Here is a 23,303-nt window from a genome sequence, read left to right on the forward strand (position 1 = left end):
AACGTACTCGTTAAATATAGGTCCGAGCTGGCCGTTGTCAAGACTCTCCCCGGTTGCGCTGAGAGCCGCGTCACTGGTCCTCGGGTTTCCAATAGTAGGAAGCCAAAGTATTTTGGAAGGATGAGCAGCGAGCTGTACCGTCCCGTGCACCCGGTCCGCTTCGTCACGGCGTCGAGTCTGTTCGACGGCCACGACGCGTCGATCAACATCATGCGGCGGATCCTGCAGTCGCAGGGCGCCGAGGTCGTCCACCTCGGCCACAACCGGTCGGTCGACGAGGTGGCCACCGCGGCCATCGCCGAGGACGTCCAGGGGGTCGCCATCTCCGCCTACCAGGGCGGGCACGTCGAGTACTTCTCCTACCTGGTCGAGCTGCTGCGCGAGCGCGGCGCCGGCCACATCAAGGTCTTCGGCGGCGGAGGCGGGGTGATCGTGCGCGAGGAGATCGAGCTGCTGCACTCGCGCGGCGTCGCCCGCATCTTCTCGCCCGAGGACGGCTACGAAATGGGCCTCCCGGGCATGATCAACCTGATGATCAAGGCCTGCGACGTCGACCTCACGGCCGAAGCTCCCTCGCTCGACAAGGTGCTCTCCGGCGACGTCGCCGCGCTCTCGCGCGTCATCACCCAGCTGCAGGCCGGGAAGCTGCCCGGCGACCTGCTGGGCGGCCTCACCGAAGCCGCCGGCAAGCGGGAGGTGCCGGTGCTCGGCATCACCGGCACCGGTGGCTCGGGCAAGTCCTCGCTCACCGACGAGCTGATCCGCCGCTTCCGCCTCGACCAGGAGGACAAGCTGCGGATCGCGGTGCTCGCCGTCGACCCGTCGCGGCGCAAGGGCGGCGGCGCGCTGCTCGGCGACCGCATCCGGATGAACTGCCTCGACGGCTCGCCGGTGTACTTCCGCTCGCTGGCCACCCGCACGACGTCGGGCGAGATCCCGGCCGGGCTCAGCGAATCGATCCTCGCCTGCAAGGCGGCCGGGTTCGACCTGGTGATCGTCGAAACCCCGGGCATCGGCCAGGGTGACGCCGGCATCGTCGACTTCGTCGACAACTCGCTGTACGTGATGACGCCGGAGTTCGGCGCCGCGTCGCAGCTGGAGAAGATCGACATGCTCGACTTCGCCGACGTCGTCGCGATCAACAAGTTCGAGCGCCGCGGCGCCGAGGACGCCCGCCGCGACGTCGCGCGGCAGCTGGTGCGCAACCGCGAGGCCTTCTCGTCGGCGCCGGACGACATGCCGGTGTACGGCACGAGCGCGGCGAAGTTCAACGACGACGGCGTCACCGCGCTGTACCAGCACCTGCGCGGGCTGCTCGCCGAGCGGGGCCTCGGCGTCTCCGCGGGCACGCTGCCGCAGGTCGAGGTCAAGGTCTCGACGGACGCGTCGACGATCATCCCGGGCACCCGGTCCCGGTACCTGGCCGAGATCTCCGAGACCGTGCGCGGCTACCACGCGAAGACGCAAGCGCAGGTCGCCGCGATCCGCAAGCGTGACGCGCTGGCCGTCGCGCGCGAAGAGCTGGCCAAGGTGGACGCCTCGACCGACGCGCTGGACGGGCTGCTCGCGGCGGCTGAGTCCGATGTAGACGGTGAATCCACGAAGCTGCTGGAGCGGTTCCGGTCGCTGGCCGAGGAGTACCGCCAGGACGAGCTCGTCGTGAAGATCCGCGACAAGGAACTGCGCACGCAACTGTGGCGCGACACGCTGTCCGGCAACCGGATCCCGCGGGTGGCCCTGCCACGGTACGCCGAATCCGGCGAGCTGCTGTCGTTCCTGCGGCGCGAGAACCTGCCGGGCTACTTCCCGTACACCGCCGGCGTATTCCCGTTCAAGCGTGACGGGGAGGACCCGGCGCGGATGTTCGCCGGCGAGGGCGACGCGTTCCGCACCAACCGGCGGTTCAAGCTGCTGTCGGCCGACTCCGAAGCCAAGCGGCTCTCCACCGCGTTCGACTCGGTGACGCTCTACGGCCACGACCCCGACACGCGTCCCGACATCTACGGCAAGGTCGGCACGTCGGGCGTGTCCATCGCGACGCTCGACGACATGAAGGCGCTCTACGACGGCTTCGACCTCACCGCGCCGAACACGTCGGTGTCGATGACGATCAACGGCCCGGCGCCGACGATCCTCGCGTTCTTCCTCAACACGGCGATCGACCAGAAGCTGACGGCGTTCCGCGACGAGCACGGCCGCGAGCCGTCCGACGCCGAGGCCGCCGAGCTGCGCGAGTGGGTGCTGCGCACGGTCCGCGGCACGGTGCAGGCCGACATCCTCAAGGAGGACCAGGGCCAGAACACCTGCATCTTCTCGACCGAGTTCAGCCTCCGGATGATGGCCGACATCCAGGAGTGGTTCATCGAGCACGGCGTCCGGAACTTCTACTCCGTGTCCATTTCCGGCTACCACATCGCCGAGGCGGGGGCGAACCCGATCTCGCAGCTGGCGTTCACGCTGTCCAACGGGTTCACCTACGTCGAGTCGTACCTCGCGCGCGGCATGGACATCGACGACTTCGCGCCGAACCTGTCGTTCTTCTTCTCCAACGGCATGGACGCCGAGTACTCCGTGCTCGGCCGGGTGGCGCGCCGGATCTGGGCCGTGGCGATGCGCGAGCGGTACGGCGCGAACGAGCGGTCGCAGAAGCTCAAGTACCACGTGCAGACGTCCGGGCGGTCGCTGCACGCGCAGGAGATGAGCTTCAACGACATCCGCACGACCCTGCAGGCGCTGTGCGCGCTGTACGACAACGCGAACTCCTTGCACACCAACGCGTTCGACGAAGCGATCACGACGCCGTCGGAGTCGTCGGTGCGCCGCGCGATGGCCATCCAGATGATCATCAACAAGGAGTGGGGCCTGTCGAAGAACGAGAACCCGCTGCAGGGCTCGTTCGTCATCGACGAGCTGACCGACCTGGTCGAGGAGGCCGTGCTGGCCGAGTTCGACCGGATCAGCGAGCGCGGCGGCGTCCTCGGCGCGATGGAGACCGGCTACCAGCGCGGCAAGATCCAGGACGAATCGATCCTGTACGAGCGCAAGAAGCACGACGGCTCGCTGCCGATCATCGGCGTCAACACCTTCCGCAACCCGCGGTCGGGCGAGGACGAGGTCGAGGTCGAGCTGGCCCGCGCGACCGAGGACGAGAAGAAGTCCCAGCTGGACCGCCTCGCCGACTTCCAGCGCCGCCACCACGAGGAGGCCCAGCAGGCGCTGAAGGCCCTGCGCGAAGCGGCCACCCGCGGCGGCAACCTGTTCGGGGTGCTGGTGGACGCCGCGCGGGTGTGCTCACTGGGCCAGATCACGGAGGCGTTCTTCGAGGTGGGTGGGCAGTACCGCCGCAACGTCTAACGGCGGACGGCTTTCAGCTGCCAGACCGGGACCAGGACACGGCCGTCGGAGTCGGTGTCCATCCCGGTCAGGGCGGCGGGCTCCTCGCCGAGCACCACCCGGACGCTGTGCCGCAGCTCCTCCGGTGTCATCGACGTCGTGTACACCGTCGGCTCGAGGCGCTCGATCGTCCAGTCCTCGCCGACCGTCTCCCGCAGGTTGGCCTCGCTGATCAGGTACGGGGCCGGGAAACCCGCCGGTACCGCCGGGGAGAAGGCGAACAGGTGCAGCCGCGCGCCCGGCCGCGTCGCGCGGGTCAGTGCCGCCACGTACGCGCGGCGCTCATCCTCGTTCAGGCAGTGGTAGAGCGCGCTGTCGAGGACCGTGTCGAAGCGGCCTTCGTAGCCCGTCAGCTTCGTCGCGTCGGCGACGGCGAACTCGATGTCGAGGCCCTTCTCCGCGGCGCGGGCGCGCGCCTGCTCGATCGCCGAGGGCGCGCCGTCCAAGCCGGTGACGCGCAGGCCGCGGGAGGCGAGGAACGCGGAGTTGTCCCCGAGGCCGCAGCCGATGTCGAGGACGTCGCCGCCGAACTCGCCGGCGTCGGCCAGCGCGACGACCGCGGGTTGCGGGGCCCCGAGGTCCCACGGCATCTTGCGGCCCATCGGCGCGGCGCCTCGGTAGAGCTCCTCGAAGTCGACGTCCTGCACGTCCATGACCACCCCTTTATTCAACGTATGATGAGATGACTCCATCCTGCACCCGTTGCTGACCCGGTGGTAGTCCTGGAGGCATGGAATTCGGGATTTCGACGTTCGTGACCGACGAGGGCATCCGCCCGGACGTGCTGGGCGCGGCCCTGGAAGAACGCGGCTTCGAGTCGCTGTGGCTGGCCGAGCACTCGCACATCCCGGTGAGCCGGGAAACGCCCTACCCGGGCGGGGGAGAGCTGCCACGCGTCTACTACCGCACGCTCGACCCGTTCGTGGCGCTCACCGCGGCGGCCACCGCGACCTCGGAGCTGCGGCTCGGCACCGGCATCGCGCTGCTGATCCAGCGCGACCTCATCCACACGGCCAAGGAGGTCGCGTCACTGGACCTGATCTCCGACGGGCGGGCGCTGTTCGGCGTGGGCGTCGGCTGGAACCGGGAGGAGATGCGCAACCACGGCACGGACCCGAAGACGCGCGGCGCGCTGATGGATGAGCAGCTGGCCGCGCTCAAGGAGATCTGGACTTCCGAGCAGGCGGAGTTCCACGGCGAGCACATCGACCTGGACCCGATCTTCAGCTGGCCGAAGCCGGTGCAGAAGCCGCACGTCCCGATCTACATCGGCGGCGAGAGCGAGGCCGCCCTGAACCGGCTGGCCAAGTACGGCGACGGCTGGCTTCTTCGCGGCTACACGAAGTACCAGGAGGCTCAGCGGGTCCGCCGCTGGCTGGCCGACCAGGGGCGCGAAGACGTGCAGTTCGCGGTCTTCGGCGGCCCGACGGCGCCGAAGGTGATCGACGGCTTCCGCGAGGCCGGCGTCGAGCGGTACACGTTCCTGCTGGACACGCTGCCGGAAGCGGAGACGCTCAAGGCCCTCGACGAGCTGGCGGAGGTCGCCGCCGCGCACCGCTGACCCGCTTGCTACTTGTCCAGCAGCAGGTGCACCGACAGTTCGAGGCGGTTGGCGACGTCGGCGGCGGAGGCCCGGCGGGTCACCCAGGCGACCAGGTTCGCCATCCAGACGTCCGCGACGACGTGGAAGATGTCGCGGTCGGCCTCGGTCGGCTCGGCGATGCCCATCGCCTTGGCGAACATGTTCTCCATCAGCCGCCCGACCTGCTCGACCTCGGCCGCGGCGGAGGTGTCGGCGAACATGAACGCGCGCACCATCGCCTCGGTCAGGTGCGGGTCGCGCTGCATCAGGCGCGTGTTGCGGCCGAGCACGAACATCAGCCGCTCGGCGGGTGTGTCGCCCGGGATGGCCTGGCGTTCCAGCTTCTCCTGCGCGCGCTCGAACTCGCGGGCCAGCCCGGACACGAGCAGGTGAATCTTCGAGGGGAAGTACCGGTACAGCGTGCCGAGGGCGACGTCGGCCTTCTCGGCGACCGCGCGCATCTGGACGGCGTCGTAGCCGCCCTTCGAGGCCAGCGCGAGGGTGGCGTCGATGATCCGGCGGCGGCGGTCGCGCTGGGCGGCCGAGCCGAGCTCGTCCGCGCCGATCGCGCCCAGGCCGTTGCCGCGGGCCTTGGTCTTGCCTGGCATCGGCATTCCCCCGTCCTTCGGAACTTGTTCCAGTTCACGACGTAGATTACCTGGCCTGGCGAACCTCGCGACAATTGACCCACTGGCCGAAAAACTGTAACACGTTCTACACTTGCGAGTAGTGTCACGCCTGCGAGGAGGCCCCATGCCGGTCGCGCTCACCGAGGAACAGGCCGCGCTGGCCGAGGCGATCCACGCCTGGTCCGCCGCGCACCACCCGCGGGCGGCGGTGCGCGCGGCGGAAGCCGGGACCGCCGCGGGAATTCCCGCCGGCTTCGCCGCGCTCGGCCTGTTCGGTGTCGCACTGCCCGCGGCGGCGGGCGGGGCCGACGGCAGCGTCGCCGACCTCGCCGCCGGCCTCGCCGCGGCGGCGGAAGAACTCGTTCCCGGCCCGGTGCTCGGCACTGCGCTCGCCGGGCTCCTGCTCGCCGAAGTCGCCGAAGTCCCCGAAGTCAAGGAACTGCTTCCGAGCCTGGCCGAGGGACAGGCCACGGTCGCGGTCCTGCTGGACGCCGTGTCCCTCGAGGACGGTCTCAGCGGGCCCGTGCCCGGGGCGCACCCGGACGCCTGGCTGCTCGTGCCGGTCGAAGGCGGCCACGTCCTGCTCGCGCCCGGCGCGCCCGGGGTGACCGTCGAACCACTGGAGGCGTTCGACTTCTCGCGCCCGCTGGCGCGCGTCCGGTTCGCGGGAGCCCGTGGCGACCTGCTCACCTTGCCGCCCGTGACCCCATTGGCGGCGACGCTGGCCGCGGCCGAAGCGGCGGGCGTGGCCCGGCGGTGCCTGACCATCGCTGTCGAGCACGCCAAGGTCCGGGAGCAGTTCGGCCGTCCGATCGGGGCCTTCCAGGCGGTCAAGCACCTGTGCGCCGAGATGCTGTGCCGCGCCGAAGCCGCCGAAGCGCTGGCCTGGGACGCGGCCTCCGGGCAGCACCCGCTTTCGGTGGCGAGCGCGGCCGTCGTCGCCCTCGACGCCGCCGTCGCCAACGCCAAGGACTGCGTCCAGGTCCTCGGCGGGATCGGCTTCACCTGGGAGCACGACGCGCACCTGTACCTGCGCCGGGCCGTGGCCCTGCGGCAGTGGCTGGGCGGCTCGTGGCGGCGGCGGGCGGCCTCGCTGGCGCTGTCCGGGACCGAACGGACCCTGGGCGTCGACGTCGGAGACGATCCTTCGCTGCGGGACGAGGTCGCGCGGATCGCCGAACTGCCCGTGGCCGGCCAGCGGGCCGCCCTGGCCGACGCGGGGTTGCTGACGCCGCACTGGCCGGCGCCGTACGGCCGGGGCGCCGATGCCGCCGAGCAGCTGCGGATCGACGCCGCGTTGAGCGCTGCCGGAGTCCGCCGCCCGGACCTGGTGATCGGGGCGTGGGCGGTGCCGACGATCCTCGAGCACGGCAGCGAGGAGCAGCGCGCCCGGTTCGCCCGGCCCACCCTGCGGGGCGAGATCACGTGGTGCCAGCTGTTCAGCGAGCCCGGCGCGGGGTCCGACCTGGCGGCGCTGCGGACGGCGGCCCGGCGGGTCGACGGCGGCTGGCGGCTGTCCGGGCAGAAAGTCTGGACGTCGCTGGCTCGTGAAGCCGACTGGGGCATCTGCCTGGCCCGCACCGACCCGGCCGTCCCGAAGCACAAGGGCATCACGTACTTCCTGGTCGACATGCGCGCTCCCGGCATCACGACGCGGCCGTTGCGCGAGATCACCGGCGAGGCGGTGTTCAACGAGGTGTTCCTCGACGACGTGTTCGTGCCGGACGCCGACGTCGTCGGCCCGCCGGGCGGCGGCTGGCGGCTGGCGCGCACGACGCTGGCCAACGAGCGGGTCGCCATCGGGAGCGGCTCGGCGGTCGGGGAGAGCGTGCAGTCACTGGTGTCCACAGTGGACGCGTCAGCGCTGGACGACGTCGCGCTGGAGCGGCTCGGCTCGCTGGTGGCCGACGGGGTGGCCGGGTCCGTCCTGGACCTGCGGGCGGCCCTGCGCCGGCTGGAGGGGCAGGACCCGGGCGCGGAGTCGGGCGTCCGGAAGCTGCTCGGCGTCCAGCACCGCCAGGACGTGGCGGAGTTCGCGCTGGAGCTGGCCGGCTCGGCCGCGTTGCGCGCCGACGGCCCGGCCCAGCACGAATTCCTCCTGACGCGGTGCCTGTCCATCGCGGGCGGCACGACGCAGGTCCTGCGGTCCCTCACGGCCGAGCGCCTCCTGGGCCTGCCCCGCTGATGCCCCTCCCATCACGCGTGATGCCCCGCTGATCACGCGCGATGCCTCTCGGGTCACGCGTGATGCCTCTCGGCGCACGGTGGGTTGCGTTGTGCAACGGTGCGAACGGACCGTTCGCGCCGCCGAGGGCAAAACTGTCGGGGTCGTGTTCTAGCGTGGCGGTCGTGGAGTTCAGCGCAGACACCCAGGCCACGTACCTCCCCGCGGATCCCCCGCGGGACGGGGTGCTGGCCCTGTGGGGCGAAGACGTGGCCGGCGGGACCACGATCGAGCTCGTGCTGCCCCGGGGCGCCAAGTTCGCGCGGACGAAGGTGGCGGCGGAGCTGGTGTCCCTGGAGCGGGCGCTGCCCCGGCTCCTGACGGTGGGGGAGGAGGCCAGCCCGGCCGTCGCGGCGTGGTCGGCGGCGGTCAACGCGGGGGTGAACCTCGTCGCGCGGGGGCGGCTGCGGCCGGCCGCCTCGCCGGGCGGGGCGGCGGCGTGGCGGATCGGCCCGCTGGACGCCGCCGACGAAGAGCTGCTGCGGGGGCTGGCCGGCGCCCTGCCACCGGAGGCGTACGCGCTGCCGCTGACCGGGCTGAAACGCATCCGCCTGCACTCGCCGGATTCCCTGGTCCGCGCGCTCTGGGACGCGACAGCCGACCTGCTGGTGCGCAGCCCGGCGGCGCCCGTCGGCGCGGGCGATCCGGCGTTCGCGGCGCGCGAACCGGCGTTGCTGGGCCCGGACGGCGCCGCGTGGCTCGCGGAGCTGGAGGCCCGCGAACCCCGCGGGGTGCAGGTGCTCCTGCGGGTCGAGGGCCGGGAGGACGATTCGTTCGCCGGGGTGCTGGCGGTCCGCAGCATGGCGGAGCCGAGCCTGGTGGTGGAGGCGGCGACGCTGTGGGACGCGCCGGACGCGGTGCTGAACCGCCTCGGCGACCAGGTCGAGACCCAGCTGCTGCTGGGCCTGCGCCGCGGTGCGCGGGCCTGGGCGCCGCTGGGCCGGGTGCTGAGCCAGGCGACCCCCGCTTCGCTGGCGCTGTCCGACGACGAGGTCGTCGACCTGCTCACCGACGGTGCCCGCGAACTCGGCGGTGCCGGCATCGAGGTGCTGTGGTCGAAGGGCTTGTTCGCCGCCGAGGTGAAGGCGAATGCGAGCGCGACCCAGGCGCCGGCGAGCGTGACGGACGCGGAGTTCGCCCTGCGGAGCCTGCTGGAGTTCCGCTGGCAGCTCAGCCTGGGCGGCGAGCAGTTGACCGAGGCGGAGGTGGCGGCGCTGGCCGAAGCCAAGCGCCCGCTGGTCCGCCTGCGCGGCCAGTGGGTCCGGGTCGACCCGCAGCTGCTGGCCCGCGTGCGGAGCCGGACCCGCAAGCTGGACGCGGGCGAGGCACTGGCGGCGGCGTTGACGGGTGAACTGGAGGTGGACGGCGAACGCGTCGAGTTCGCGGCACCCCCGGCCCTGGGCGGGTTGGCTTCGCGCATCCGCGACCGGGCGGAGGCGACGGTGGCACCGCCCCCGGGGTTGCGGGCGACGCTGCGGCCGTACCAGCAGGCGGGGCTGTCCTGGCTGGCGACGATGACGGGCTTGGGGCTGGGCGCGTGCCTGGCGGACGACATGGGGCTCGGCAAGACGATCCAGTTGATCGCCCTCCACCTGCACCGGCGCGAGCTGGCGAGGAGCGGGGCGCTTCCCGGCCCGGTGCAGGGCGCCGAGGTGGATGAGGTGGCGGCCGAGGTGCCATCGGCGCCGGGCGAGGTTAGTGGGGTGGCCGCCGAGCCACTGTCAGGCCCGCTCGGTGAGGCCGGGAGTTCGGGAGCCGAGCCGCTGTCGGCCGATGCGCACTCGGTGGCACGCGGCTCGGGAGTGCCTGCCGTCGGTGAGGCTGATGCCGAGGTGTCGTCCGCTGCGGTTTTCCCGGGCGGCACCGAGCCCCCGCGAGCCGGTGGCCCGACCCTTGTCCTCTGCCCCACCTCCCTCCTCGGCAACTGGGAGCGCGAGTTCGCCCGCTTCGCCCCCGAAATCCCCGTCCGGCGGTTCCACGGCGGCGGCCGCCACCTCGACGACCTCGCCTCCGACGAGGTCGTCCTCGCCACCTACGGCGTCCTCCGGCGGGACCGCGAGACGCTGTCCGAAGTGGACTGGGGGCTCGTCGCGGCCGACGAGGCCCAGCACGTCAAGAACCCGCTCTCCGCCACGGCCAAGGAACTGCGCAAGGTGCCCGCGCAAGCCAAGGTCGCGCTCACCGGCACCCCGGTCGAAAACCGGCTCACCGAGCTGTGGTCCATTGTGGACTGGACCACGCCCGGGCTGCTCGGGCCGCTCGACCGCTTCCGCCGCACCGTGGCGAAGCCGATCGAACGCGACCGCGACCAGGAGGTCACCGAACGGCTGGCCGCCACCGTGCGGCCGTTCCTGCTGCGGCGCCGCAAGTCCGACCCCGACATCGCGCCGGAGCTGCCGCGCAAGACCGAGACCGACCGGTTCGTCCCGCTCACCGCCGAGCAGACCACGCTCTACGAGGCCGTCGTGCGCGAAAACCTCGCGGAGATCCGGGAAACGCAGGGCATCAAGCGGCGCGGGCAGGTGCTGCAGCTGCTCACCGAACTCAAGCAGATCTGCAACCACCCCGCCCAGTTCCTCAAAGAACCGCACGGCGCGCTCACCGGGCGCTCCGGCAAGCTCGCGGCCTTCGAAGAACTCCTCGACGTCATCCTCGACGAAGGCGAAAGCGTCCTGGTGTTCAGCCAGTACGTCCAGCTCTGCCGCCTGCTCCAGCGGCGCCTCACCGAGCGGGGCCTGCCCACCGAACTGCTTTCGGGCGAAAGTTCGCCGTCGAAGCGGCAGGACATGGTCGACCGCTTCCAGGCCGGCGAGATCCCGGTGTTCCTGCTCTCCCTCAAGGCGGGTGGCGTCGGTCTCAACCTGACCCGGGCCACCCACGTCATCCACTACGACCGCTGGTGGAACCCCGCGGTCGAAGACCAGGCCACCGACCGCGCCTACCGGATCGGGCAGGACAGGCCCGTCCAGGTGCACCGGCTGATCGCCGAGGGCACCCTGGAAGAGCGGATTGCGCAGGTGCTGGAAAAGAAACGCGGTCTCGCCGAGTCGATCGTCGGGGCCGGGGAGGACTGGATCACCGAACTGTCCGACGACGAGCTCGCCGACCTCGTCCGGCTCGGGGGCGGGTGATGCCACCGCGGCGGACCTTCGGCACGACGTGGTGGGGCCGGGCCTGGGTCGAGGCGCTGGAGCAGCGCGCGAAACTCGACCCGAACCGGCTGCCCCGCGGGCGGACGTACGCGCGCAAAGGCACGGTCAGCGGGCTGGACGTCGGCGCGGGCGTGGTCAGCGCCCGGGTGCGTGGCAGCCGGCCGGAGCCCTACCGGGTGACCATCACCATGCGCACCTTCACCGACGGCGAATGGGACACGTTGCTCGGCGTGGTCGGCACCCGGCTCGGCCACGCGGCCGCCCTGCTCGACGGCGAGCTCCCGGGCGCGCTCACCGAACAGGCCCGCGAGGCGGGGGTCGACCTGCTGCCGGGCCCGGGCGACCTGCGGCCGCGGTGCTCGTGCCCGGACTCGGCGAACCCGTGCAAGCACGTCGCCGCGGTGTACTACCTGGTCGCCGACGAGGTGGACCGCGACCCGTTCACGCTCTTCCTGCTGCGCGGCCGCCCGCGCGCGGACGTGCTGGCCGAGCTCCGCGCCCGCCGGTCCCCGGCCCGCAGCGAGAAACCGAAGCTGCCGAAGCCCGCCGACGAGGGCCTGACCCCACGGGCCGCCTACGCCCGGCGGCCGGGCGCGCTCCCCGCCCTGCCGCCACCCCCGCGGGTGCCGGGGCCCCCGGCGGTCCTCGACCTCGACCCACCTCCCGGCACCGGCTGGACGGCGGCGGCGCTCTCGGCCCTCGCCGCGGACGCCGCCGCCCTCGCCCGCGACCTGCTGACCAGCGGCCCGGCCGCGGCGGAGCTGACGTTCGAGGAAGACCTCGCCCGCCGCGCGGCCGGCCGTGCGGCCCCGGAGATCACGACTTTGGCCGCCGCGGCGCAGGTTCCGCCCCGCGACCTGACCCGCTGGGCCGAGGCCTGGCGTGAAGCAGGTCGCAGCGGCCTGTCGGCGCTGCGGGAAAGCTGGCAGCCGGGCCCGGGTCCGCTCGCCGAAGCCCAGGCAGTCCTGGCCGAGGCCGGCATCCCCGGCCCGCCCAAAACCTGGCGCAACCGCATAACCCAGGGCGAGCTCCAACTGCGCTACGGCCGCGACGGACGCTGGTACCGCTTCGTCCGCGAAGGGCCCGAGTGGCGCCTCGACGGCCCGCCGTCGGCGAGTCCGGTGGACCTCGTCTACTGATGCCCAACAACACGGAGGACAGCATGGAAATCCTGCGCTACACGGCGTTCAGTTCGGAGCAGTCCGGCGGCAATCCCGCCGGTGTCGTGCTGGACGCTGCGGGGCTCGACGACGCCGTGATGCTGAAAACCGCCGCCGAGGTGGGGTTCTCCGAGACCGCGTTCGCGGTGCCCCAGCCGGACGGCTTCGTCGCGGTGCGGTACTTCAGTCCCGGCGCGGAGGTGCCGTTCTGCGGACACGCGACGATCGCGACGGCGGTCGCGTACGCCCACCGGCACGGGACCGGGTTGCTGCGGTTCCGCACGAAGGCGGGGGAGGTGCCGGTCACCACCAACAGGTCGGCGGACGGTTCGATCGTCGCGACCCTGGTCAGCGTGCGGCCGCGAACCGCCGACGTTTCCCCGGACGACGCCGCCGAGCTGCTGGGCGCGCTGGGCTGGTCCGCCGACGACCTCGACCCGGAGCTGCCGTTGCGTGCCGCTTTCGCGGGCGCGTGGCACCCGGTGGTTGCGGCGTCGTCCCGGGAACGGCTGGCCCGGCTCGACTACGACTTCCCGCGGCTCGCCGCCCTCATGCGGCGCAACGACTGGACCACCGTCGACCTGATCTGGCGCGAGTCGCCGACGGTCTACCACGCCAGGAACCCGTTCCCGCCGGGCGGGATCGTCGAAGATCCCGCCACCGGAGCCGCAGCCGCCGCGCTGGGCGGCTACCTGCGCGAACTGGACCGGATTCCGCCGGGCCGCGCGTTCACCGTGCTGCAAGGAAGTGACATGGGGAGGCCGGGGCGCATCCTGGTCTCGGTTCCGGCCGAGCCGGACAGCGGGATTTCCGTCACCGGTACCGCAGTCCCGCTCTGAACGCGCGGCGCCTCAGCGGTGCTCGGCTTTCCAGGCGTGGTAGGTGAAGTCCAGGAACCGCGCCACGCCGCGGACCACGTGGGCCGAGCGCACCGACGTGAACACGTCGAACGCGTGCTGTGCCCCCGCCAGTTCCGCGTACGCCACCGGCCGGCGGGACTTCTCCCGCAGGCGGGCGACGAACTCGCGGGCCTCCCGGACCGGGACCAGCGAATCGTCCCGGCCGTGGATCACGAAGAACGGCGGGGCTTCCGAGGTGATCCGGTCCAGTGGCGATGCCGCGATGTAGTCGTCCAAATGGGACAGCGGGTCGCGGTCCGGGGCGAACACGCGGCGGGCGAGCAGGGTCTCCAGGCGGTACTTGCTCGCCGGGGCGCCGGACGTCGCCGCGAAGTCGTACACGCCGTAGTGGGGGGCGCAGGCCTGGATGCTCGTGTCCGCGTCCTCGAAGCCCGGTTGCAGCGCCGGGTCGTTCTGGGACAACGCCAGCAACGCCGACAGGTGGCCGCCCGCCGATCCGCCCGTCACCGCCACGAACCGGGGGTCGCCGCCGTACTCGGCGATCGACGAGCGGATCCAGGCCAGGGCCTGCTTGGCCGCGATGATGTGCGCCGGCCAGCGGTGGGCCGGGGCCAGCGGGTAGTTGATCGCGACGCACACCCAGCCGCGGCGGGCCAGGTAGCGCATCAGCGGCCGGCCCTGCTCCTCCTTGTTGCCGATCACCCACGCGCCGCCGTGGACCTGCAGCAGCACCGGGGCGCCCGAAACCGGCGTCGACGGGCGGTAGACGTCCAGCAGGAAGCGCTTGCCGCCCGGGGCGTAGGCGATGTTGCGGTCGACGCGCACGTCGGGGGCGCCCATCCGGAACGGCAGCGCCAGCTCGCCCCACGGCAGGCCCAGGTCCGACCGGCCCAGCTCCTGCGCGTAGTCCTCGCCCAGCGCCTCGGTCAGCGCCTTCTCGATCTCCTCGCGGGCGCCGTGGCCGGTCCGGACCAGCGCGGCCAGGCCGGCGGCGGACGCGGCCGCCATCGCCAGCCCCGCCTTCGTCGACCGGTCGCCGGTGCCGTGGCGGGCCACGTGGACCAGGGCGTCCGCCGCGGTCAGGGCCAGCAGCTGCGGGGCCAGCTCGCCGGTCAGCCACCCGGCGAAGAACACCGGGATCGTCGTCGAGCGGGCCCGCAGCGGGCGGAGCGCGTTGGCGGTGAGACCGAGCTGGACCGCACGGCGGATCAGGAAATTCGGCTGCACCACCGCGATGATACCGGCGAGTAGGGTGACGCGCCGCTCACCGGATGTGTCCTACCCTGGGCGCCATGCAGAGATTGAGCGGCCTCGACGCGAGCTTCCTCTACCTCGAGACGTCGTCGCAGGTCCTGCACGTCTGCGGGCTGCTCATCCTCGACGGCTCGACCGTCCCCGGCGGCTACACGTTCGCGAAGCTGCACGAAAAGCTCGAGGAACGCGTCCGGCTGATCCCGGCGTTCCGCCGCAAACTGCACAACCCGCTCTGGAACCTCAGCCACCCCGTGTGGGTGGAGGACGAGGAGTTCGACCTCGACCACCACGTGCACCGCATCGGCGTGCCGGCCCCCGGCGACCGCACCGAGCTGGCCGGGCTGTGCGCGCACATCGCCGGGCAGCAGCTCGACCGCGCGCACCCGCTGTGGCAGCTCTACGTCATCGAAGGCCTGGCCGACGGCCGGCTCGCCGTGCTGCTGAAGATGCACCACGCCAGCGTCGACGGCGTGAGCGGCGCCAGCCTGATCACCTACCTGGCCGCGCTCGAGCCGGACGGGCCGATGCCCGAGGTCGAGGAGCGCCGGAACGCCGGGATGCCGTCGCCGCTGGACCTGGTCCGCTCCGGGGTCGAAAGCGTCGTGCGGCGGCCCGCCGAGGTCGCGCGGCTGCTGCCCGACCTGCTCGGCCTGATGCCGCGGTGGGTCGGGCGGGCGTTGCGCGGCAAAGGGATGCCGATCCCGTTCACCGCGCCGAGGACGTCGCTGAACGGCACGATCACCGGCCACCGCAGCGTCGCCTTCGCCCAGCTCGACCTCGCCGACGTCAAGGACGTCAAGAACGCCTTCGGGGTCACGGTGAACGACGTCGTGCTCGCGCTCGTCGCCGGCGCGCTGCGGGAGTTCCTCTCCGGCCGCGGTGAGCTGCCCGAGGACCCCCTGGTGGCCACGGTCCCGGTCTCGGTGCACGACCGGACCGAACGCGAGCAGGGCAGCAACAAGGTTTCGGCGTTCTTCGCCTCCCTGCCGACGCACCTGGCCGATCCGGCCGCCCGGGTGTTCTTCCTCGCCGAGGCCAACCGGCGCTCGAAGGACCACCACCACGACATCGACGCCGACATGCTGCAGGACTGGGCGCAGTTTTCGGTCGCGTCGGCGTTCGGGCTCGCCGTGCGCGCGTACTCGGCGCTGCGCCTGGCCGAGAAGCACCCGGTGGTGCACAACCTGGTCGTCTCGAACGTGCCCGGGCCGCCGATGCCGCTGTACTTCCTGGGCGCGCGGATCACCGGCTTCTACCCGCTCGGGCCGGTCTTCCACGGCGCCGGGCTGAACGTCACGGTCCTGTCCAACGCCGGGAAGGTGCACGTCGGCCTGCTCGGCGCGCGGGAGCTGGTCAAGGACCTGTGGCCGCTGGCCGACGCGCTGCCGGACGCGCTCGCCGAGCTGCTCAAGGCCGCGCCGAACGCGGGCTGAGCACCACGACCGGGATCTCCCGGTCGGTCCAGGCCTGGTACTTCGCGAAGTCCGCGTAGAGCTCGACCAGCCGTGGCCACAGTTCCGCGCGTTCCTCGGGCCCGGCGACCCGGGCAGTGACCGGGACACCGCGACGGCCCTTGAGGTGCACGCGGGTTTCGGGGTTCGCCTGCAGGTTGAAGTGCCACTGCGGGTGCCGCGGCAGCCCGCCCTGCGACGCGGCGACGACGAAGTCGCCGCCCGAGCGCAGGTAGAGCAGCGGGGTGGTGAACAGCCGCCCGGACCGGCGGCCGCGGTGCTCCAGCAGCGTCGGCACCGGCTTGCGGAACCCGGCGCCGATCCGCCACGTGCTGCCGAGGCGGCCGCCGGTCCACCGGAAGACCGCCACCTGCGCCTTCGCCGCGTACTTCATGACCTTCGCCGTCACCGGCGAGTCGAGGCCTCCGGGCTTGGCATCGGGCAGGCTGAAGCGTCCCATCATGGTTTCCTTCCTCGGAGGGAGCAGACCGCGGCGAGCAGGGCGGGCACCCAGCGGTCGGCGGCCAGCACGCAGGCGGCGTGCCCGGCGGCGACCTCGTAGGTGGCCGCGCCCGGGATCCGGCGGGCCAGCGAGCGCTGGTGGGCGGGGGCGATGAACCGGTCTTTCGCGGTGACGACGACGGCCGCGGGCAGGCGGAGGGACCCGAGCCACGGCGTCGAGTCGAACCGCCCGATCTCGTCGACGGCGACCGCGATCGCCCACGGCGTGGTCGAGCGGAACTCCCGCAGCCCCCACCGGTGGTCCGCGAGGCGTTCGCGGGGGAGCGCGGCGGGCAGGACCGGTGGTGGCACGTGCTCGCGCAGCCGCCGCAGCGTCCGGCCGAAGACCTCGAGGGCGGCGCGCCGGCGCAGCCCGCGGCCGAAGGAGGCCGCGGTCGAACACAGCACGATTCCGGTAACACGTTCTGGTTCCGCGCGGGCGACGAGCTGCGCGACGAGCCCGCCCATGGAGTACCCGGCGACGGCGAACCGGCCGACGCCGAGGGCGTCCGCGACGGCGGTGACGTCGGCGGCGCAGTCGGCGAGGCGGAACTCCGGCGAGCGGATGCCCCGGCCGTGCCAGCGCTGGTCGAACACGACGACGCGGTGGTGCCGCGCCAGCCGCGTCAGCGCCGGGTACCAGGTCAGCAGGCCGGTGCAGGCCACCGAATGCAGCAGGAGGACGGCGGGTGCGTCACGGGGGCCGACGTCGGTCACCACCGTGTGCCCGCGCCCCGGCAGCTCCACCGGGACCGGCTCGGGCACGCCGGCGGTCGGCGGCACGGTGAGCAGCAGCCGCCGCGTCCGCGCCATTCCGCCACCCCCGGGGGTTGCCGTGCCCACCCTTTCCGGTTAAGACTAGAACAGGTTTCACTATTGCGCCCGATCCGGAGGACAGGCGTGGACTTCGCCCTTGACGATACGCAGACCGAGATCGCCGCCCTCGCCGCGAAAGTGCTCGGCTCGACCGACGATCCCTGGCGCGCGCTCGCCTCGGCGGGCCTGCTCGCCCTGGCGCTGCCCCCGGAGCTGGAAGGCGACGGCCTGGGCGTCGCGGAGGTGGCCCAGGTCCTGACCGAGGTCGGCCGGGCCGCGGCCCCTGTGCCCGCGTATGCCGCGCTCGCCCTGGGAGTCCTGCCGATCGAGGCGCTCGGCACCCCGGCCCAGCGCGCGCAGTTCCTGCCGCCGGTCGCGGCCGGGGACGCGCTGCTCACCGCGGCCCTGAACGAACCGTCCGCGCCACTGGCCGCCGAGCCCGCCGCGACCGCGCGGGCCGGCGACGGGAAGTGGCTGATCAGCGGCGTGAAGACGGCGGTCCCGTACGCCGCCGAAGCCACCCGGATCCTCACGCCGGTCAGCACCGGGCACGGGAGCGCCGTCTACCTCGTCGACCCGCACGCCGAGGGCGTCACGCTCGTCCCGGCACCGACCTCCGCCGGGGCGCCGGAGTACACCGTCCGGCTCGACGACGTCGCCGTCGAGGAGAGCGATCTGCTGTTCGACCGGGGCGCGGTCGCGGCGCTGCACCGGTTCGCGCTGGCCGGTGCCCTGTCCCTCGGCGACGGCCTCCTGGCCGGAGCACTGGCGCTCACCGTGAAGCACGTCGGCGAGCGCACCCAGTTCGGCCGGCCGCTGGCCGCCTTCCAGGCGGTGGCGGGTCAGATCGCCGACGTCTACGTGGCCGCGCGGACCGTGCACCTGGCCGTGTCGTCGGCGGTGTGGCGGCTGGCTTCGGGCCTCGACGCGGACGCCGAACTGGACGTCGCCGCGTACTGGTTCGCCTCGCAGGCCCCGGCCGCGCTGGCCACCTGCCACCACCTGCACGGCGGCGTCGGCGTCGACGAAACCTATCCGCTGCACCGGTATTCGTCGGCGGTGAAGGATCTCGGCCGGGCGCTCGGCGGGGCCGCGCACCGGCTCGGCCGGCTCGGCGAACGAGTGGCGGGGTGAGCGGATGCACGTCGAACTGACCAGCGCGCAACGCCGGCTGCGCGCCGAACTGCGCGAATACTTCGCCGGGCTGATCAGCCCCGAGGAGCGCCGGGCCATGCGGCGCGAGCGGCACGGGCCGGTGTTCCGCGAGATCGTCCGCCGGATGGGCCGCGACGGCCGGCTCGGCGTCGGCTGGCCGGCCGAATACGGCGGCCAGGGCTTCGGCGGGATCGAACAGCACCTGTTCGTCGACGAGGCCGCGCGTGCCGACGTCCAGCTGCCGTCGGTGACGCTGCAGACGGTCGGGCCGACCCTGCAGGAATTCGGCACCGACGAGCAGAAGTCCTTCTTCCTGCCGAAGATCCTGGCCGGCGAGATCCACTTCGCGATCGGGTACAGCGAACCGGAAGCGGGTACCGACCTCGCGGCGCTGCGGACGACGGCGGTGCGCGACGGCGACGAATACGTCGTCAACGGCCAGAAGATCTTCACCACCGGCGGGCACGACGCCGACTACGTCTGGCTCGCCGTGCGGACCGCGCCGGACGCGCCGAAGCACAAGGGCATCTCGATCCTGATCGTCGACACGGGCGACCCCGGCTACTCCTGGACACCGATCATCACCTGCGACGGCGCCCACCACGTCAACGCGACGTACTACTCGGACGTCCGCGTACCGGTGGACCGCTTGGTGGGGCAGGAAAACGCGGGGTGGCGCCTGATCACGACGCAGCTCAACCACGAGCGCGTCATGCTCGGGCCGGCCGGGCGGATCGGCGGGCTGTACGACCGCGTGCGCGCCTGGGCGAGCGCCCACGGCCTGCTCGACCTCGCCGACGTGCGGGCCGTGCTCGCCGAGGCGCTGGCCGTGACGCGGGTGAACGAGCTGCTGAACTGGCAGGTCGCGGTGTCCTCGGCCAGTGCGCCGGTGGGCGTGGCCGACGCGTCGGCGACCAAGGTGTTCAGCTCCGAGGCCATCCAGCGGATCGGCCGCAACCTCGAGGAAGTCGTCGCCCGCCACGGTGACCTCGCCGATCCGGACACCGCGGAGCTCGCCGAATGGCTGGACCTCACGGCGAAGCGCAACATCGTGCTGACCTTCGGCGGAGGCGTCAGCGAAATCCAACGGGAGCTGATCGCCTCGATCGGCCTGGGCCTGCCGAGGGTGCCGCGATGAACGTCGAAGAGGCCGCCGCGGAGATCGCCGCACGCGGGGAATGCGCGCCGGGCCCGGCGCGGGACCCCGTCAACCAGGCCATGGTCAACAACTGGGTCGAGGCGATCGGGGACGCCAACCCGGTCTACACCGATCCGGAGTTCGCCGCCGCGAGCGTCCACAAGGGACTGGTCGCGCCACCGGCGATGGCGCAGGTGTGGACGATGAAGGGCCTGCACGGCGCGCGGGCCGAGGACGACCCGCTCGGCGCGATGATGGCGGTGCTCGACGAAGCCGGGTTCACCTCCGTGGTGGCCACGAACTCGGAGCAGACCTACCACCGCTACCTCCGCCCGGGCGAGCACGTCTCCGCGGCCACCCGGCTGGAGAACGTCTCCGGGCCGAAGAAGACCGCCTTGGGCGAAGGCTGGTTCGTGACGACGCGGACGACGTGGTCCGTCGGCGACGAGTCCGTCGCCGAGATGGTGTTCCGGGTCCTGAAGTTCCGCCCGCCGGCCCCGGACCCGCCGCCGTCGCCGGTGCTGCGGCCGGTGCTCAGCCGGGACACGGAGTTCTTCTGGGAGGGCCTTCGCGAGGGCGAGTTGCGGATCCAGCGCTGGGGCGAAACGCTGCGGCACCCGCCGGGGCCGATGCCGCCCGACGGCTCGCTCGACACCAAGCCCGACCACGTCGTCGCCAGTGGGCGCGGGACGGTGTTCTCCTACGTCGTGCACCACCACCCGCCGGTGCCGGGCAAGGACCTCCCGTTCGTGGTGGCCCTGGTGGAACTGGAAGAAGGGGTCCGCGTGCTGGGCGAGCTGCTGGACGCGGCTCCGGACGAGGTCCACATCGGACTGCCGGTGGTCGCGGCGTTCATCCGCGTCGACGAAGACCTGACCCTGCCCGCGTGGAAGGTGGCGCGATGACCGTCGCCGAGGGGACCGAGCTGCCGCCGCTGACCATCGAGGCGACCCCGACGTTCGTCGTCAGCACCGCGCTGGCCACCCGGGACTTCCAGGACGTCCACCACGACCGCGATTCGGCCGTGGCCCGCGGCTCGAAGGACATCTTCCTCAACATCCTCACCGACACCGGCCTGGTCCAGCGGTTCGTCTCGGAGTGGGCCGGGCCCGAGGCGCTGATCCGGTCGATCAAGATCCGGCTCGGCGTGCCCTGCTACGCCTACGACACGCTGACGTTCACCGGGCGGGTGGTCTCGGCTGCGGGCAACGACGTCGTCGTGTCGGTGTCCGGTGTGGACAGTCTCGGCGAGCACGTCGCCGGCACCGTGGAGGTGACCCTGCCGTGACGCTTTCCGGGAAGGCGGCGATCGCGGGGATCGGCGCGACGGAGTTCTCCAAGGACTCCGGCCGCAGCGAACTGCGGCTGGCGGCCGAATGCATCTCCCACGCGCTGGCGGACGCGGGCCTGAAGCCGTCCGATGTGGACGGCCTCGTGTCGTTCACGATGGACGGCAACGCGGAGATCGCGGTCGCACGGGAACTCGGGATCCCCGAACTGAAGTTCTTCAGCCGGATCCACTACGGCGGCGGGGCCGCGGCGGCGACCGTGCAGCAGGCCGCGATGGCGGTGGCGACCGGCGTCGCGGACGTCGTCGTCGCCTACCGGGCGTTCAACGAGCGGTCCGGGCACCGCTTCGGCCAGGTGTCGGCCGCGGCGGCCGGGCAGGTCAACTCCTCGGGGGTGGACAACGCGTTCCACTACCCGATGGGCATCGCGACCCCGGCGGCGACGGTGGCCATGGTGGCGCAGCGCTACCTGCACGACTACGGCGCGACGAGCGAGGACTTCGGCCGGGTCGCCGTGATCGACCGCAAGCACGCGGCGACGAACCCGGACGCGTGGTTCCACGGGCGGCCCATCACCCTGGCAGAGCACCAGGCGTCGCGCTGGGTGGCGGAGCCGCTGCACCTGCTCGACTGCTGCCAGGAAAGTGACGGCGGGGTCGCGCTGGTCGTCACGAGCGTTTCGCGGGCCCGCGATCTGGCGCGGCCGCCGGCGGTGATCGCCGCGGCGGCGCAGGGCAGCGGGCCGGACCAGTACGTGATGACCAGCTACTACCGCGACGACCTGGCCGCGCTGCCGGAAATGGGCGTCGTCGGCAGGCAGCTGTGGGGCCAGTCCGGGCTGGGACCATCCGATGTGGACGTCGCCGTGCTGTACGACCACTTCACGCCGTACGTGCTGATGCAGCTGGAGGAGCTCGGGTTCTGCGGCCGCGGCGAGGCGAAGGACTTCATCGCCGACGGGGCGCTGGAACTCGACGGGGCGTTGCCGCTCAACCCGCACGGCGGCCAGCTCGGCGAGGCCTACATCCACGGCATGAACGGCATCGCCGAGGGCGTCCGCCAGATCCGCGGCACGGCGGTCAACCAGGTCGCCGGCGCGGCCCGGGTGCTGGTCACAGCGGGTACCGGCGTGCCGACGAGCGGGCTCATCCTGACGGGTGACTGAGTGTCACCTCAATGACGGCTGGTGCGCGACCGGCGTGGGTGTCACGGTGGAGACACCATCCCACGACGGAGAGTGAGACCGATGGCGGTCGACTGGGCGCTCACGGCGGTGTTCGCGGCGCTGGTGCTGCCGTGCGTGCTGCGCCTGACCCGCCTCGACTACGCGCGGCTGGGCCACGGCGTCCGCCACGGAGACCTGGCGGAGCTGCTCCTGGTGGTGGCGATGGTGGCGATGTTTTCGCCGGTCGGCGGCCCGATCCCGACGGCGGGCTGGCAGGCCGTGCTCGTGCTGACGACGGGCTGGTTCGCGGCGGCCTGGTGGCGGAACCGGACCTGCGCCCACCACGCCCTTTCGGCGGCGGCGATGCTGTACATGGTGACGGCGATGCCGCACGCCGGCATGGACCACGGCCCGTGGCTGACGATGTCCACAATGGATTCCCGGCTGGCGTTGCCGCTGATCGCGGTGGTGGCGGCGGGGTATTTCGTGGTCGACGCGGCGTGGTCGGGAGTGCTGGTGGCCCGCGGCGCGGCGGTCGTGCGGGCGGACGCGGGCCAGGCGTCGCGCGCGGTGTGCCGGGCGGTGATGGGCGCCGGGATGGGTTACATGCTGCTGGCCTCGGCGTTGTGAGCGTCGGGTGGGTGAGCGCGGGCTCCGGGTAGTGACCCGCCGCGTCGGGCGAAGCCGCGGCTACCCCGCGCGGTGACCGACCCGGCCGGTCACCCGGCCGTGCGCCGCCGGATCGGGCGGGCGGCCGCGGCGTAGAACTCCGCCGGGTCCTGGGCGAGGCCGGCCTTCGTGGTCCGGCTCCACTCGTCGGCGAGGACCTCGACGGCGCCGCCGGCCAGGCCGTCCAGCGTGGCCCCGATGACCTCGCTCGGCTTGAGCTTGGGCCCGTCGTAGCCGCTCGTCATGTCGGTGGCGGCGGACCCGAGGTGCACGCCCAGCACCTGCGTGCCCTGTCCGGCGAGTTCGACGCGCGTGCCGGCGGTCAGGCTCCACTCCGCCGCCTTCGCGGCCGAGTACGACGTGGCTCCGTCCCAGGAAAACCAGGACAGCACCGACAAGACGTTGATGATGGCCCCGCCACCGTTGCCGCCGAGGATGTCGGCGAAGGCGCGGGTGACCGCCAGCGTGCCGAAGAAGTGGACCTCCATCTCCCGGCGGACCTGCGCCAGGTCGCCGCGGATGAGGTTCTGGCCGGTCGCGATCCCGGCGTTGTTGACGAGCAGGGTCACGTCCCCCGCCTGCCGGGCGGCCCGCTCGACGCTCTCCGGGTCGAGCACGTCCAGTGCCACGGGCACGACGCCCGGCGTCGTGATGGTGCTGGTGTCGCGCGCGGCGGCGTACACCTTCTCGGCGCCCCGCTCCTTCAGTTGCTCGACGAACTCCCGGCCGAGGCCGCGATTGGCCCCGGTGACCAAAGCGACCGATCCCGCGATCTCCACGATGGTGTCCTTTCCCGTTGCGGTTCCGATCGCAGGGTAAAATCTGACACGGATGTCAGGTTCCACGAAGAGTGGCGGAGGTTACA

The 23,303-nt window shown here is 72.4% G+C and carries 19 protein-coding genes; 13 read left to right on the forward strand and 6 right to left on the reverse strand.

Translation table 11 applies throughout. The annotated features are described in order from the left end of the window. Positions 1-120: 120 nt before the first annotated feature. A complete protein-coding gene (gene icmF, locus ACLJPY_RS14315; protein ID WP_410588788.1) occupies positions 121-3,354 on the forward strand; it encodes a fused isobutyryl-CoA mutase/GTPase IcmF in 3,234 nt (1,077 codons plus the stop codon). Here the strand turns inward: icmF and ACLJPY_RS14320 are convergent. Beyond that, positions 3,351-4,046: a class I SAM-dependent methyltransferase gene (locus ACLJPY_RS14320; RefSeq protein WP_410588790.1), complete on the reverse strand. Its 696-nt coding sequence runs from the start codon at positions 4,044-4,046 to the stop codon at positions 3,351-3,353. The two genes, icmF and ACLJPY_RS14320, sit on opposite strands and share 4 nt — an antisense overlap. Before the next feature lie 77 nt (positions 4,047-4,123). Here ACLJPY_RS14320 and ACLJPY_RS14325 point away from each other — a divergent pair, with 77 nt between their 5' ends. Next, a complete protein-coding gene (locus tag ACLJPY_RS14325) occupies positions 4,124-4,954 on the forward strand; it encodes an LLM class F420-dependent oxidoreductase (RefSeq protein ID WP_410588792.1) in 831 nt (276 codons plus the stop codon). An 8-nt stretch (positions 4,955-4,962) separates the two neighbouring features. Here the strand turns inward: ACLJPY_RS14325 and kstR are convergent, their stop codons facing one another. Then, positions 4,963-5,589, reverse strand: coding sequence for a cholesterol catabolism transcriptional regulator KstR (gene kstR / locus ACLJPY_RS14330; protein WP_084093608.1), 627 nt, complete (start codon positions 5,587-5,589; stop codon positions 4,963-4,965). A gap of 139 nt (positions 5,590-5,728) precedes the next feature. Between kstR and ACLJPY_RS14335 the strand changes: the two genes are divergently transcribed. The 4 genes from ACLJPY_RS14335 to ACLJPY_RS14350 all read left to right on the forward strand — a co-directional run bounded on the left by ACLJPY_RS14335 (position 5,729) and on the right by ACLJPY_RS14350 (position 12,979). After that, entirely contained in the window at positions 5,729-7,789 is a 2,061-nt protein-coding gene (locus ACLJPY_RS14335) for an acyl-CoA dehydrogenase family protein (RefSeq protein WP_410588795.1), read from the forward strand. Between the two features lie 164 nt (positions 7,790-7,953). Beyond that, entirely contained in the window at positions 7,954-10,959 is a 3,006-nt protein-coding gene (locus ACLJPY_RS14340) for a DEAD/DEAH box helicase (RefSeq protein WP_410588797.1), read from the forward strand. Then, positions 10,959-12,119 carry an SWIM zinc finger family protein gene (locus ACLJPY_RS14345; protein WP_410588799.1) on the forward strand — a complete coding sequence of 387 codons (1,161 nt, stop codon included), beginning with the start codon at positions 10,959-10,961 and terminating at the stop codon, positions 12,117-12,119. Before ACLJPY_RS14340 ends, ACLJPY_RS14345 begins: the two co-directional genes overlap by 1 nt. After that, positions 12,119-12,979 carry a PhzF family phenazine biosynthesis protein gene (locus ACLJPY_RS14350; RefSeq protein WP_410588800.1) on the forward strand — a complete coding sequence of 287 codons (861 nt, stop codon included), beginning with the start codon at positions 12,119-12,121 and terminating at the stop codon, positions 12,977-12,979. The genes ACLJPY_RS14345 and ACLJPY_RS14350 overlap by 1 nt, the downstream gene beginning before the upstream one ends. A 12-nt stretch (positions 12,980-12,991) precedes the next feature. Here ACLJPY_RS14350 and ACLJPY_RS14355 read toward each other — a convergent pair whose 3' ends face one another. After that, entirely contained in the window at positions 12,992-14,227 is a 1,236-nt protein-coding gene (locus tag ACLJPY_RS14355) for an alpha/beta hydrolase (RefSeq protein ID WP_410588802.1), read from the reverse strand. Between the two features lie 65 nt (positions 14,228-14,292). Here ACLJPY_RS14355 and ACLJPY_RS14360 point away from each other — a divergent pair, with 65 nt between their 5' ends. Further along, positions 14,293-15,687 (forward strand): WS/DGAT/MGAT family O-acyltransferase, encoded by a 1,395-nt coding sequence (locus ACLJPY_RS14360; protein ID WP_410588804.1) that lies wholly within the window; start codon positions 14,293-14,295, stop codon positions 15,685-15,687. On the opposite strand, the gene ACLJPY_RS14365 is transcribed toward ACLJPY_RS14360, so the two are convergent. Continuing rightward, positions 15,662-16,165: a nitroreductase family deazaflavin-dependent oxidoreductase gene (locus ACLJPY_RS14365; RefSeq protein WP_410588805.1), complete on the reverse strand. Its 504-nt coding sequence runs from the start codon at positions 16,163-16,165 to the stop codon at positions 15,662-15,664. The two genes, ACLJPY_RS14360 and ACLJPY_RS14365, sit on opposite strands and share 26 nt — an antisense overlap. Next, positions 16,165-17,019, reverse strand: a complete 855-nt coding sequence (locus ACLJPY_RS14370) for an alpha/beta fold hydrolase (protein WP_410588806.1) — start codon at positions 17,017-17,019, stop codon at positions 16,165-16,167. The genes ACLJPY_RS14365 and ACLJPY_RS14370 overlap by 1 nt, the downstream gene beginning before the upstream one ends. A gap of 87 nt (positions 17,020-17,106) precedes the next feature. Between ACLJPY_RS14370 and ACLJPY_RS14375 the strand changes: the two genes are divergently transcribed. From ACLJPY_RS14375 to ACLJPY_RS14400, 6 genes are all read left to right on the forward strand, one after another. Next, complete coding sequence (locus ACLJPY_RS14375) at positions 17,107-18,156, forward strand: acyl-CoA dehydrogenase family protein (protein WP_410588808.1); 1,050 nt, start codon at positions 17,107-17,109, stop codon at positions 18,154-18,156. A gap of 4 nt (positions 18,157-18,160) precedes the next feature. Then, positions 18,161-19,315, forward strand: coding sequence for an acyl-CoA dehydrogenase family protein (locus ACLJPY_RS14380; protein WP_410588810.1), 1,155 nt, complete (start codon positions 18,161-18,163; stop codon positions 19,313-19,315). Further along, entirely contained in the window at positions 19,312-20,220 is a 909-nt protein-coding gene (locus ACLJPY_RS14385) for a bifunctional MaoC family dehydratase N-terminal/OB-fold nucleic acid binding domain-containing protein (protein WP_410588812.1), read from the forward strand. The genes ACLJPY_RS14380 and ACLJPY_RS14385 overlap by 4 nt, the downstream gene beginning before the upstream one ends. Then, the gene (locus ACLJPY_RS14390; RefSeq protein WP_410588814.1) at positions 20,217-20,603 is read left to right on the forward strand and encodes a MaoC family dehydratase; all 387 of its coding nucleotides are present in this window, start codon (positions 20,217-20,219) and stop codon (positions 20,601-20,603) included. The genes ACLJPY_RS14385 and ACLJPY_RS14390 overlap by 4 nt, the downstream gene beginning before the upstream one ends. After that, the gene (locus ACLJPY_RS14395; RefSeq protein WP_410588815.1) at positions 20,600-21,769 is read left to right on the forward strand and encodes a lipid-transfer protein; all 1,170 of its coding nucleotides are present in this window, start codon (positions 20,600-20,602) and stop codon (positions 21,767-21,769) included. The genes ACLJPY_RS14390 and ACLJPY_RS14395 overlap by 4 nt, the downstream gene beginning before the upstream one ends. Before the next feature lie 81 nt (positions 21,770-21,850). Continuing rightward, complete coding sequence (locus ACLJPY_RS14400; RefSeq protein WP_410588817.1) at positions 21,851-22,399, forward strand: DUF5134 domain-containing protein; 549 nt, start codon at positions 21,851-21,853, stop codon at positions 22,397-22,399. A gap of 89 nt (positions 22,400-22,488) precedes the next feature. On the opposite strand, the gene ACLJPY_RS14405 is transcribed toward ACLJPY_RS14400, so the two are convergent. Then, on the reverse strand, positions 22,489-23,217 hold the full coding sequence (locus tag ACLJPY_RS14405) for an SDR family oxidoreductase (protein WP_410588818.1): 729 nt from the start codon (positions 23,215-23,217) through the stop codon (positions 22,489-22,491). Positions 23,218-23,303: the final 86 nt, after the last annotated feature.

Source organism: Amycolatopsis sp. lyj-23 (assembly GCF_046549135.1).
Lineage (GTDB): Bacteria > Actinomycetota > Actinomycetes > Mycobacteriales > Pseudonocardiaceae > Amycolatopsis.